This is a genomic window from Amycolatopsis rhizosphaerae, from assembly GCF_007713715.1.
Classification (GTDB): Bacteria; Actinomycetota; Actinomycetes; order Mycobacteriales; family Pseudonocardiaceae; genus Amycolatopsis_E; species Amycolatopsis_E rhizosphaerae.
On the sequence record NZ_VJWX01000197.1, the window covers coordinates 1 to 12,330 of the forward strand.

General features: G+C 70.5%; 12 protein-coding genes. 4 read left to right on the forward strand and 8 right to left on the reverse strand.

All coding sequences use genetic code 11. The features are described from left to right. The 4 genes from mhpA to FNH05_RS19690 form a co-directional block, all read right to left on the reverse strand. The coding region (mhpA, locus tag FNH05_RS19675; RefSeq protein ID WP_144590169.1) for a bifunctional 3-(3-hydroxy-phenyl)propionate/3-hydroxycinnamic acid hydroxylase MhpA at positions 1 to 1,322 on the reverse strand (1,322 nt) is incomplete at its 3' end. Then, positions 1,319 to 3,190, reverse strand: coding sequence for an acyl-CoA synthetase (locus FNH05_RS19680; protein WP_144590170.1), 1,872 nt, complete (start codon positions 3,188 to 3,190; stop codon positions 1,319 to 1,321). The genes FNH05_RS19680 and mhpA, both read right to left, overlap by 4 nt. Further along, on the reverse strand, positions 3,187 to 4,128 hold the full coding sequence (locus tag FNH05_RS19685; protein WP_144590171.1) for a fumarylacetoacetate hydrolase family protein: 942 nt from the start codon (positions 4,126 to 4,128) through the stop codon (positions 3,187 to 3,189). The genes FNH05_RS19680 and FNH05_RS19685 overlap by 4 nt, the downstream gene beginning before the upstream one ends. Positions 4,129 to 4,180: 52 nt before the next feature. Continuing rightward, a complete protein-coding gene (locus FNH05_RS19690) occupies positions 4,181 to 5,323 on the reverse strand; it encodes a VOC family protein (RefSeq protein WP_144590172.1) in 1,143 nt (380 codons plus the stop codon). Positions 5,324 to 5,465: 142 nt separating this feature from the next. Here FNH05_RS19690 and FNH05_RS19695 point away from each other — a divergent pair, with 142 nt between their 5' ends. After that, the gene (locus tag FNH05_RS19695) at positions 5,466 to 6,107 is read left to right on the forward strand and encodes a TetR/AcrR family transcriptional regulator (protein ID WP_144590173.1); all 642 of its coding nucleotides are present in this window, start codon (positions 5,466 to 5,468) and stop codon (positions 6,105 to 6,107) included. 47 nt (positions 6,108 to 6,154) lie between these two features. Here the strand turns inward: FNH05_RS19695 and FNH05_RS19700 are convergent, their stop codons facing one another. Continuing rightward, entirely contained in the window at positions 6,155 to 6,745 is a 591-nt protein-coding gene (locus FNH05_RS19700) for a hypothetical protein (RefSeq protein WP_144590174.1), read from the reverse strand. 251 nt (positions 6,746 to 6,996) lie between these two features. On the opposite strand from FNH05_RS19700, the gene FNH05_RS19705 reads away from it, so the two are divergent. Further along, on the forward strand, positions 6,997 to 8,238 hold the full coding sequence (locus tag FNH05_RS19705; protein ID WP_144590175.1) for a cytochrome P450: 1,242 nt from the start codon (positions 6,997 to 6,999) through the stop codon (positions 8,236 to 8,238). A gap of 41 nt (positions 8,239 to 8,279) precedes the next feature. On the opposite strand, the gene FNH05_RS19710 is transcribed toward FNH05_RS19705, so the two are convergent. From FNH05_RS19710 to FNH05_RS19720, 3 genes are read right to left on the reverse strand one after another with little or no spacing between them, the layout of a single operon-like run. Further along, on the reverse strand, positions 8,280 to 8,945 hold the full coding sequence (locus tag FNH05_RS19710) for a response regulator (protein WP_144590176.1): 666 nt from the start codon (positions 8,943 to 8,945) through the stop codon (positions 8,280 to 8,282). After that, positions 8,942 to 10,114, reverse strand: coding sequence for a sensor histidine kinase (locus FNH05_RS19715; RefSeq protein WP_144590177.1), 1,173 nt, complete (start codon positions 10,112 to 10,114; stop codon positions 8,942 to 8,944). Before FNH05_RS19715 ends, FNH05_RS19710 begins: the two co-directional genes overlap by 4 nt. Before the next feature lie 32 nt (positions 10,115 to 10,146). Beyond that, positions 10,147 to 10,839 carry a DUF1453 domain-containing protein gene (locus FNH05_RS19720; RefSeq protein ID WP_144590178.1) on the reverse strand — a complete coding sequence of 231 codons (693 nt, stop codon included), beginning with the start codon at positions 10,837 to 10,839 and terminating at the stop codon, positions 10,147 to 10,149. A gap of 437 nt (positions 10,840 to 11,276) precedes the next feature. Between FNH05_RS19720 and FNH05_RS19725 the strand changes: the two genes are divergently transcribed. Both FNH05_RS19725 and FNH05_RS19730 read left to right on the forward strand, forming a co-directional pair. Further along, positions 11,277 to 11,426 (forward strand): hypothetical protein, encoded by a 150-nt coding sequence (locus FNH05_RS19725; protein WP_222426659.1) that lies wholly within the window; start codon positions 11,277 to 11,279, stop codon positions 11,424 to 11,426. 129 nt (positions 11,427 to 11,555) lie between these two features. Continuing rightward, positions 11,556 to 12,330, forward strand: a 775-nt coding sequence (locus tag FNH05_RS19730) for a DUF222 domain-containing protein (RefSeq protein WP_144590179.1), incomplete at its 3' end; no start/stop codon positions are given.

Below are 12,330 nucleotides of genomic sequence, written 5' to 3' on the forward strand. Positions count from 1 at the left end.
GCGGTGACGAGGACGAACCGGCCGGCGGCCGCCTCGTCGAAGCGCCGGCCGTCGTCGAGCACGGCGTTGGGGCACAGCCGGCCCGCCAGTGAGCGTCCCCGGAGCGGCCTCTGGACCAGGCTCGAACGGTGCAGCGCGGGTGTCTCGCTGTTGAGGACGTGCCCGGAGATGCCGGGAACGAGGGCCAGGCGCGGTGCCACCACCCGGCGGATCAGGTCGCCGAACCGGCCGCCTTCGGTCATGGCCTTGCCGACCAGCATGGCCAGCCGGATCAGGGCGCGGGCGTGCGGTTTGCGTTCCGCCTCATAGGAATCGAGCACCCGCGCGGGCAGGGTGCCGTCGAGGACGCCCGCGAGCTTCCAGGCGAGGTTGGCGGCGTCACGCAGCCCGGCGCCCAGGCCCTGGCCGATGAACGGCGGGGTGAGGTGCGCGGCGTCGCCGAGCAGGAACACCCGGCGGTCCCGCCACCGGTCGGCGACCTGGGCACGGAAGGTGTACTCGGCGATGCGGACGATCTCCAGGTCTTCGACCGGAACGTCCTTGGTCCACGGTGCGATCAGCGGGTGCAGCCGTTGCCGGTCGGGGTAGTGGGCGGCGGTCTCGCCCGGCCCCAGCCGGAACTCCCACCGGTAGCGGGTCTGGCCGATGCGCATGTAGGTCGCGGCGCGAACCGGGTCGCAGACCTGGTGCACGCCCTCCCATTCGCCGAGATCGGCGCTGGTGGCCACGTCGGCCACCAGCCAGCGCTGCTCGAACCTGAGGTCCTTCATGGTGGCGCCGACCGAGTCCCTGGTGAGGCTGTTGGCACCGTCGCAGCCCAGGACGTAGTCCGCGTGGATCGCCTCCCGCGCACCGGTTTCCCGGTCGGTGAAGTCGACGCGCGCGCCCCCGCTGCCCTGGGTGACCCGGGTGACCTCGACGTTGCCGCGCAGCGTGACCTTGCCGTGGGCCTTGAGGTTGGCGCGCAGGATGCCTTCCAGCTCCGGCTGGTCGAACATGTTCGCGGCGGGAAAGCCGTGGCGTCCGTTGCCCGCGGCGCGCCGGAACTCGGCCAGCGTCCGCAGGCGTGGGTCCAGCAGTCGCAGACCGTGGCAGTGCCAGGACACGGCGGCGAACTCCTCGGCCACTCCGAGCCGGGCCAGGATGCGGTAGACCTCGTCGTCCAGGTGTACCGCGCGGGGCTGCGGATAGACCGACTCCCACCGCTCGAGCACCGTGCACTCGACGCCATGCTGAGCGAGCAAGGTCGCGGCGGCGAGCCCGGTGGGCCCGGCACCGACAATCACCACGGGAACGGTGCGCACGGCGTTGTGCCCGGTCATGGCCGTACCTCCACCCGTGCCGGGACGGCGTAGCGGGCCAGCACTGCCTTCACCCCGGTTTCGTCCACTTCGGACGAGACCGCGACGGTAGCGACGACGGCCCCGTCCTCGATCACCGCGTCCACGTCCACCCCGGTGAACGGGGCGAGTGCCTCGCCGAGCACGCGGCGGGTGGCGTCGGCGCGCAGCGCGAGTTTGTAGGGCTTGCCGACATCGGTCACGGGCAGCGCGCCGAGCACGGTGACGGACTTCGGCACGGCGGCCCGTTCGGGCACCCGGCCGGCCGCCCAGGCCAGCAGGTCTTCTGCGGTCGCGGTGGCGCCGGGGACCAGCGTCACGTACGCGACGGGCACCTCACCGGAGTGCTCGTCGGGCCTGCCGACCGCGCCGGCCGCGGTGACCTGGGGGTGGGACAGCAGGGCGTCCTCGATGATCGCGGGGTCGATGTTGTGCCCGCCGCGGATGATGAGGTCCTTGGCCCGGCCCGCCAGGTGCACGAACCCGTCGGCGTCGACGCGGGCGAGGTCGCCGGTGTCCAGCCAGCCGTCGGACAGCTTCCCGAGGCCGTCCAGGACGTGGCCGTGCTCGTCCCGGGCGACCACGTAACCGGGGAACACGGTGGGACCGCCGATGGCGAGCACACCGGTCTCGCCCAGGGGCAGTTCCTCCCAGGTGCCCGGGCGGACGATCTTCACCCGCTGGTACGGCATGCGCTGGCCGACGGTTCCCGGCCGCGGGGCGGCGGGAAAGCTGCGTGCGCTGGCGCAGGTGCCTTCGGTCAGCCCGTAGCCCTCGACCAGGGTGACGCCGGTGTGGGACTGGAAGTTCTCCCGCACGGCGGCGGGCAGCGGCGAGGCGCCGACCATGGCGTAGCGCAGACTGGTGATGTCCGCGTTGACCGGGCACTGCGCGAGCACCGCGTACACGGTCGGCACGGCGCTCATCGCGGCGATCCGGTAGTGCTCCACGATCGTCCAGAACTCACCGAACAGGGCGAGGTCGCGGTAGCCGAGCGGGCCGGCCCAGACCGCCTGCTGACCCTTGAACAGCGGTGCGAGCAGCGTGACCAGCAGCGCGTTGACATGGAACAGCGGCAGTGCGGCGAAAAGGACCGAGTCGGCTTCGAGCAGCGAGTTGGCGGCGATCATCCACGCGTCGGCGATCTCGTTGGCGTGCGTGTGGGCGGCCAGCTTCGGTGCGCCGGTGGTGCCTCCGGTGTGGAACAGTGCGGCCAGGTCCGACGATCGCGGTGGCTCGCCGTCGAAAGTGGACATGTCCATTTCGGACGCGAGGGCATCCAGGTAGCCCACGCGCACGCCATCGATGCCGGGCAAGGGAGTCGGGGCCCCCGTCGTGCCGGTCGGGCGCAGCACCAGGATCGCGTCGAGCTCGGAGGCGAGTGACTGCGCGGTGTCCCAGACCTCCGGGGCGAGTTGGGGTCCCGCGGTGATCAGGACACGAGCGCCGGACCGGCGGAGCAGTTCGGTGAGGTGGCCGCGGGACAGGCCCCCGTTGAGCGGCGTGGCGATCCCGGCGAGCTGGGCCGCCAGCGTCGCCGGGATCAGCTCGGCGCAGTTGGGTGACATCAGGGCGACCGCGTCACGGCGCCGGACGCCGAGTTCATGCAGCAGATTGGCGTAACGGTGGACGTCGGCGAGCAGCTCGGCGAAGGTCCGGTGGACGGGTTCGCGCCAGCGGGCGGCGTCGGGCAGGACGGTGAGCGCGGTACGGTCCGGCCACCGCGCGGCGGCGCGCGAGAGCAGCGCGTGGATCGACTCGGGCAGTCCGCGGTCGGCGAGCGGGACGGCCTCGATCGCGGGCAGGTCGGTGGGTTCGGCGTAGCGCGGCCACAGGAGGTTCTCGTTCACCGGGCGTACCTCACGACCGTGCGCTGGGTGCCCAGGTCGATGGCGCCGTCGTCGGTGGCGACGCTCGCCTCGACGACGTCGCCGTCGGCGAGGTACTTCGAGTTCTTCGCCTGGGTGCTGAAGAACAGCTTCCATTTGACCGCCGGGGGCAGCAGCGCGGCGATCTTCTCGACGGCCTTCGGTGGTGCGGACAGCGCGGTGCCGGCCGGGGTTCCGGTGAGGACCAGGTCACCGGGGTCCAGCCGCTGGAACCGCGCCAGTGCGCGCAGGGCTTCGAGCGGCGGGTAGATCATGTCGCCGCCGACGAGCGTGTTCTGGCGCGGCTCACCGTTGACCGACAGGTTCAGCCTCAAGCCGGTGAACCGCTTGAGCTCGCCGGCGTCCAGCAGCACGAGCGCCGGTCCCACGGGGGTGAAGCCCGGGTAGGACTTCGCTTCGTAGAACTGGGTCTTGGGGAGCTGGATGTCGCGGGCCGAGACGTCGTTGGTGACCACCAGGCCCGCGATGTACTGGTGCAGGCCGCCCGCGGCGATCTCGGTGCCGACCGGGATCCGGCGTCCGACGACCAGCCCGATCTCGACCTCGTAGTCGAGCAGTTTCACGTGCGCCGGTTTGACCACGTCGTCGAAGGGACCGCTGATCGAACCGGAAGCCTTGCGGAAGAACGTCAGCGGCACCGTCGCCGGGTCCATTCCGGAGTCCTTCACGTGCGAGGCGAAGTTGGTCATCTGGGCGACCACGCGGCAGGGCGCGGTGACCGGCGAGACCAGGGCGAGGTCCTCGACCCGATCGGTGGCCGCGCCCGCGGCGGCGGCCGCGATCGCTTCCCGGGCGGCGAGGAGTTCGCCGGTGGTCGTGGCCCGGGTGTCGATCTTCGTGGCTTCGGGGCCGTCGGCGGTGTACCAGGCGTCGGCGGTACGCAGGATCGAAATGCTCAAGGGGTTTCTCCGTGCATCGGTGGCGGTGAGGGTCCGGTCGGGCGTCGGCCGCTCAGGAGCGGGCGGCCTTGAGCAGGCCGAGGAGGCGCCGGCCGTCGAATTCGTTTTCTTCGCGCAGCGCGGAGAGCATCGCGCGCAGTTCGCGCAGCGATTCCCGGCCGGGCCTGGTCCCGAGGAAGTCGGCGGTGGCGGGCGGTCCCCACTGGGCCAGACCGGAGGCGCTCATCGGGGCCCAGCCGGGTTCGAGGGTGTCGTCGAACAGGTCGCCGTCGCTGAAGTGCTCGACCATGAATCCGTCCGGGTCGCGCCAGTAGTCGAACAGCTGGCTGCCCTGGATGTGCCGCCCGATGCCCCACGAGTGGTGGTAGCCGCGGTCGCGCAGGTACTCCCCGCCTGCGGCCAGCGCGTCGAGGTCGGCGACCTGGTAGGCGGAGTGCACGTAGCGGTCGGCCGGGCCGAGCACCATGGCCAGCGTGTGGTGGTCGCTGGGGGTGGCACCGCGGTCGCAGCGGATGAAGCTCATCACCGGCCCGCGCTCGCGCTGCCCGGGGTGGTACAGGAAGTCGCTGACGATCAAGCCCAGGTGTTCGAGGTACCAGTCCAGCGCCTTGCGGTAGCGCGTCGTCTGCAGCACGACGTGACCCAGGCGCTGCACGCGTGCCGGTTCCCGTGGCGGGCGTTGCGTGAGGTTGGCCCGCCGGACTTCGTGGCCGAAGTTGAACGTGTGCGGTTCCTGCGGCGGCAGCGCGGGCAACTCGTCCAGATCCGAGACGACGCGGACGCGCAAGCCGCTCGGGTCGGCGAGGTCGACGGCGATGCCACCCAGGGCCTCCGGCAAGGGGGTGACCCGCCGCCCGGTGGCCTCGGCCAGTCTCAGCACGTCACCCGGGGCCCCCGCCCGGAACGCCGGGCCGAGGAACTTCGACCGGGCACCCTTGCGGATGAGCACGCACGGGGCGCCGGGATCGGTGCCGCGCAGGTGCAGTTCGTGCTCGGTGCTCAGCGCCGGGGTGAAGCCGAAGGCCCGTGCGAACACCTCGGCCCGCGGCAGATCCGGCTTCTCGAACTCCAGCCACGCCAGGTCGTGCACCTTGATCACCGGGTTTTTCGCCCGGCCAGGGTGCTCACCCGCGAGCGCGCCGTGCTCGCTGTGCAGGCCGGTGTGCGGGCCATGCCGATCGGTCCTGTCGAACACCGGCCGCTCCTTCCATCCAGTTGATGACGATATCGTCAGTTACGAGGACACCGTCAGTCAAGTGCTTCTGACGATTTCTTCAAAAATGACGGCACCGGCTAGGATGGCCCGGGACGGATCGCGGAAGACGGGGGAGCACCACATGCCAGAACACGCCCCGAGCCGCCTGGAGCGGCGCAAGGCACGGACCCGCGCGGCCCTCGTCCGGGCCGCCCAAGCGCTCATCGCCGGCGGGAAGACCACCGTGTCGATCTTGGAGATCACGCAGGCCGCCGACGTGGGGATGGGGTCGTTCTACAACCACTTCGAGACCAAGGAGCAGCTCTACCAGGCGGCGGTCGAGGATGCCCTCGACGCCCACGGCGCACTGCTGGACGAACTGACCAGCGGGCTGGACGACCCGGCACAGGTGTTCGCGCAGAGTTTCCGGCTGACCGGCCGCCTCCACCGCAGGCACCCCGAACTCAGCAAGGTGCTCCTGCACTACGGGCTCGAACTGGCCGACTCCGAGCACGGACTCGCCCCCCGTGCCCGCCGCGACATCGAGGCCGCCGTCCGGGCCGGCCGCTTCACCGCCCGTGACACCGAACTGGCCATGGTGACGGTGGCCGGAGCCGCCCTCGGTCTCGGTCGGCTCCTGCACCGCCGGCCCGAGCGCGACGATGCCGAAGCCACCGACCAGGTGGCCGAGGACCTGTTGCGCATGCTCGGCCTCACCGCCGCCGAAGCACGGGAGATCTGCGGGCGACCCCTGCCCGACCTCGACGCTGCCGCCACAGCATGAGGGGACCCCTCACGGGAAGCGGCCGTCCCGGCCTCTGCGACCGGGTTTCACCCGAGGTGTGCCGGCGGGGCGGGTTCCGGCACCTGGCCGCCGTGGGTGCGGCGGGCCCGGATCCGCTTGGTGTAGCGGTGGGTGAACAAGGCGGGCAGGCCGAATCCGATGATCTGGTAGGCAACCCGGAGCGCGATGCCGCCGTGCAGCGCGACGCAGGCGAACCCGGCGGCGGCGATGAACACGAAGCTGACCGCCCAGATCGCGCTGATGACCACGTTGGTGTGGCGGAACTGCGGCGAACCGGCAACCTCGGGCGCGACCTTGAGGCGCGCGATGCCGAGCGTGAAGGGCTGCCCGATCGCCAGGCTGATCAGCGCGATCAGCCCCAGCCAGGCCGTGGACAGGGGACTGTCGTAGTTTCCCAGCGGCGAGTGGGGCGCGGCGAACGCCAGTGCGGTGAGCGCGGCGAAGTACGCGGTCATGCCGATGTTCAGGACCTGCCCGTCGAGCCTCATCCCGGCACGACGGTTGAGCACCAGGGAAGACACGCAGATGACCAGGGCGATCAGTGCGGCCCACTGCCGGCCGATCGGTGACGTGACGGAGAAGGCGATCCACGGCGCGAAGCCGCGCAGGTAAGTCATCGGGCGCATTCCTTTCGAAGGGTATTGCGGGGAAAGAATCCGGAATCGCCTCTTCGGCGTCCGTCTGGCGGCCACGTTAGAAGGACCGGACCGTGCTGTCCTGCGACCGGCGCCGTATCCCGGGTGGAGGTACGTCTCCACCCGCATCTACCACGCCGGGACCAGGACGAGAGCCGGCCGGCTTCCTTACGCTCGCCCGAAAGGACGGACCCCGATTTCCGGGTCCGGCCCATTTCCCGGAAGGAATGCCGATGACCACCGAAACCGCCGAAACCACCGAAACCACCGAACTGCCCCAACTCCCGTTCAGCCGGCCCACCGTGCTCGACCCCGCCCCGGCTTTCGCGGAATTGCGGGAAAGGGCACCGCTGGCGCAGGTGCGCACGCCCGCCGGTGACCGGGCCTGGCTGGTCACCGGTTACGAGGCGGCTCGCGCCCTGTTCGGCGACCCGCGGTTGGGGCGCTCACATCCGGATGAAGCCACCGCGCCTGCCGTCAGCGACGCCGCGATCATGGGGGGCCCGACCGGGAACCACGACACCGAGCACGCCGACCACGCGCGCCTGCGGGCGTTGCTGCGGCCCGCGTTCTCCGCGAAGCGGATGCGTGCCCTGGACGACCATGTCGCGGACCTGGTGGCGCGGTGCCTGGACGAGATGGCGGCGGCGCGAAGCCGCGCGCCGCATCGGCCGGTCGACCTGCACGCGCACCTGTCCTTCCCGCTGCCCGCCCTGGTCATCAGCGAACTGCTCGGGGTTCCCGCCACCGACCGCGAACACTTTCGCGATCTGTCCCTTCGGGCCAGTCGGATGGGTTCCGGCGGTGACGCCGCGATGGCGCTTTCCGAGTTCCACGCCTACCTCGGACGGGTGGCCGCCGCCAAACGTGCTCGTCCCGGGCAGGACGTGCTGTCCGACCTGGTTCGCGCGCAGGCCGACGATCCGTCGTTCAGCGACGACAAACTGGTCAGGCTGGCCACCGGGCTGCTGTTCGCCGGGCACGAGACCACGGTCAACCGGATCGACCTCGGGGTGCTGCTGCTGGTGACGAACCCGGCTCGCCGGGACGCGTTCCTCGCCGACCCGGCGAGCCGGATCGCCGGTGTGGTCGAGGAAATCCTCCGCATGGCCGCGCCCGCCGACCTCGGCGTGCTGCGCTACGCCCATGCCGACATCGAGATCGGTGGCACGCTGGTCCGGCAGGGCGACGCGGTGCTGCTGGCTCCCAGCGCGGCGAACCGCGATCCGGCGATGTTCGCCGATCCCGATGTGTTCGACCCGTCCCGTGCGGCCAACCACCACCTGGCGTTCGGCCACGGCGCACACTTCTGCATCGGCGCCGGACTCGCCCGCACCGAACTGCGGGCCGTGTTCACCGCGCTGTTCACCCGGTTTCCCACCCTGCGACTGGCCGCCGACGTCCACGATCTTCCCGTTCGCGGCGATCAACTGACCGGTGGGATCAGCGCGCTGCCGGTCACCTGGACGCTCTGACGACCGGGCACGGGATCCGCCGGAACCGGCGGATCCCCCGGCTACTTCTCGGTGCGGCTCGCGCTGCCGAGGCTGAGGGCCAGCCGAACGGCATCGGCGCGGGAGTGCAGACCCGCCTTGGCGAAGAGGTTGTTGATGTGGGTCTTCACGGTGGCTTCGCTGATGTACAACCGACGGGCGATCTCGCCGTTGCGCAGTCCCTGGCCGATCAGATCCAGGATCTCGCGCTCCCGCGCGGTCAGCGACGCGACGGTCTCCGGTTCCCGCGGTTCCGGTGCGCCGCCGCGCGTGGCCAGGTCGAGCAGGCGCGTTTGGACATCGGGAGCGAGCACGGCGTGTCCGGCGCTGACACTGCGGACCGCCTGGATGATCGTGGCCCGGCCGGCATCCTTGGTCAGGTAGCCGCGAGCGCCCGCACGCAAGGCGGCGAGCACGGACTCGTCGTCCTCGAACGTGGTCAGCACCAGAACCGGCAGGCCGGGCCGGGATTCCCGGAGCAGTGCGGTGGCCTCCACGCCGCCCATCACCGGCATGTGCAGATCCATCAGCACGACCTCCGGGCTGTGCTCGTCCACCGCGGCGACGGCTTCCTTGCCGTCCTGGGCGGTGCCCACCACGGTGATGTCCGGATCGAGGTCGAGCATGACCGCGAGCGCTTCCCGGACCGAGGCCTGGTCATCGACGATCAACAGCCGGATCGGGGTCATCGCGGCAACTCCAGTCTGACGGTCCATCCCCGGGCGGGCGGTTCGAGCGGGCCGGCGTGCAGTGTGCCACCCAGCAGCGAGGCGCGTTCGCGCATCCCGACCAGGCCCATCCCACTGCCCGACTCGTCGCGGTGCCCGGCGGGCGCGCCGGTATCGGTGACGGTGAGGCGAATCAGCCGGTCTTCGTACCGCAGCACGAGGTTCACCTCGGCGCCGGGGGCGTGCCGATGCGCGTTGGTGATCGCCTCCTGCGCGGTGCGGATGACGGCCTGGGCCACCTCGACCCGGACTTCGCCCGGTTCGCCTTCGACCGTGCAACCGGCGTCGCTGCCGTCGGCCAGCCGGGACACGGTCACCGCCAGCGGCAACGTGTCCTCGCGCAGGGCCTGAATCGCGCGCCGGGTCTCCCCGATCCCGGACACGGCCAGGGTCCGCGCCCGGCGCACGGCCTCGCCGGCATCGGTGTCCCGCCCCCCGGCGAGCAGGACGTCCGCCATGTCCAGTTGCAGGGCGATCCCGGACAGGGAGTGGCCGAGCACGTCGTGGATCTCCCGGGCGATCCGGCTGCGCTCCTCCAGCGCCGCCTCCCGGGCTTCGGAGGCCGCGGCACGCCGGTTCTGCTGGGCGGCGAACTCGGCGGCGGCGAGCGCGTGGCTCCGCTCCCGGCGGGCAACGCCGACGTAGAGCGGCAGGCCGACGGCCAGCGTGAGCCACCAGACGGGCTCACCAGGCACGTGCAGCAGTGACCCGGCTATCCGGGTCGCCACCATCGTGACGACGGTGGCGATGCCGGCGACGGCGAACACCGCCTTGCGGGAGGCCAGTTTCTCGCCTGCGGTGGTGGAGGCGAGGAATACGAACCCCACGGCCGCGGTGTTCGGCGCCAGTGCGAACAGCAGCGCGCCGCCGACCGCGAACACGGACACCAGTGCGAACTGGGCCGAATCCCGGAGCCGGCGCCAGGGGAAGGCGGAAGCGGCTCCCACGGCGATCACCACCGCGGTCAGTGCCCAGATGACGACGGCGAACCGGAGCGGTGCCCGCTCCAGCAACTCGATCACGGTGATCACCGAGATGGCCGCGACGACGAACGGGCGGAGCAGCTCATCGCCGAACCGCGGCGCCACCCCCGCCGTGGCGGGCGCCGTGTCTTCGCCTTCGGTGTTCATCGAGTCGCATTGTCCTCGATGGCCGGTGGGCGTCATCGTCCGCGGGGGCGCCGGTCGGCGCTGTGCCCTGGCTCGTGGTGTGGGCCGGTGCCGTCGTTCGGCTGCCGGAACCCGAGATCGCGCACGTCGTCGATGAGGGCGGTCAGACCACCCGAGCCACGACGGCGCTGCTGTGACCAGTCGGTGGTCCGGACCTTTTGCCGAAGCCCGCCAAACGGGGAGGACGGGGTGTCCTGCTGCCCGCTTCCGCCCTTCTGCCACGCGATCCGGCCGCCGGAGCGGGTCGCTTTGGACAGCACCGCCAACCCCTCCACCACCATGCCCGCGCCGAACGTGAACATCATCCCGCTGCCGGTCGCGTGCTCCGCCTTCGGATCCACCAGGCCGAGTACCACGCTCGCGGAGAACTTGATCGCGAGGTTGACCGCCCAGAGCACGATGGTGGTCGCCGTGTAGCGCAGGAAGACCACATCGTTGCGCTCGAACACCCGGATACTGGCCCCGCGCAACAGACCGAGCACGAGGCTGATCACGGTCGTGCCGGCCACGAACCCGATCGCGACCGGGGACAGCGTGACCCTGGTCAGGTCCATGATGCCGACCCCGGTGAGCACGACCGGGAGAAGCACCAGGCGCCGGCCCTCCGCCGGCTCCCCGAGCAATCGCCGAGCCAGCACATACCCGATCGCGGCGATGATCAGGACAATCTCGACCGGACCGCTCACCGGTCCCACCTCCCAGCCGTCAGTACGTCATGACACGCACAACGCTAGGAATCCGGGTCGTTCCCGTCTTCGGTCAGCGGCCGTACCTTGGGTGGAGATCGTCTCCACCCAAGGTGCGGCAGGCCCGCGGGGTTCCCGGCTGGCGCGGACCCAGCTACTTCGCCACCGGGACGAGAGCGTGTCTCATACGGTGGGTTTCTTGTAGCAGGTGATGGCGCGGTAGCCCGGCAGCGTGGCCGCTGAGATCCTGACGGACGGGGCAGCCCAGCGCGGCCGGAGACGAGTCGGCTGCTGCGGGCCGAGCGGTGTCGGCGTGGGTTTCCCGCCCCTGGACGACGGTGGCTACGACGGTGCCGGGATCGAGGTGCACGCCCCGGCCAAACGACCGCCGGGCGGGCAACGACTCGACCTCGACAACCGCACCTACGTCCTACACCGTGGCCTGCGCTCTCGGCGAACGCGGCTTCGCCCCCCTCGCCGGACGCTGTCGAACCCTGCATCACATCACCGCCGACCCCCGCAAAATCAGCAACATCGTCAAAGCCGCACTTGCCTTTATCCATTTCGAGCACGGCCGACTCACCTGAAACTCGCTGAGATCAACTCGGCGCACCGAAACTCATCCGACACCAAACTGCGACGGCAATAGATCAATAGTTCGAAGTATGCCTGATCGTGTGATGCTGTTGACGCTGTGTCGTCGATAGGATTGTCACGTGACCGAGAACTGGGGGTTTTCCGGGCCCGATCCGGAACTGTACGACCGTATCGCCGCACTGGAGCGGGATGAGGTGTTGTCGCTGATCGCTGCCGCTGAGGCGTGTTCGAATGCGTGTCAGGCGGTGAAGCTGGCCGCGGTGGCGGCGTTGGGGGATGCGGATTCGGTGGCGAAGGAGGTTGCCCTCGAATTGCATTACGGTGCGCGTCAGGCGGAGGGGCAGGTGTCATTGGCCCGGGATCTGGCGCAACGGTTGCCCTCGACATTTGAGGCGATGAAGCGCGGTGAGCTGGATCCGTACCGCGCTTCGAAAGTGGCCGATCAAACCTCGGTCCTCACCGACGAACAGGCGCGAGAAGTCGATGCCCGGGTGGCGGGAAAGATCACGACTCGGGATGCGACGTCGGTGCGGCGCCTGGTGAACAGGACCGTCGCCCGCGTCGACCCCGACGGGCACACGCGGCGCTGCGAGGAGCGCAAGCGGGGTCGCAGTGTCCAGCTGTGCCACGAAGACGAGGGCATGGCCACCCTGTACGCCTATCTCCCGGCGGAGATCGCCGCCACCATCTACACCCGAGTCGATCCCGTCGCCCGGCGGCTGCGCAGCAACGGCGAGGAACGCACCTTGGACGAGTTGCGGGCGGATGTGTTCTCCGATCTGTGCCTCGGCGTGGCCTGCGAGGTGGAGCCGCCGCGGGCGGAAGTGTTCGTATACCTGGATTTCCTGACCTGGACCGGGCTACGCAACGAACCCGCCGAACTCGCCGGACACG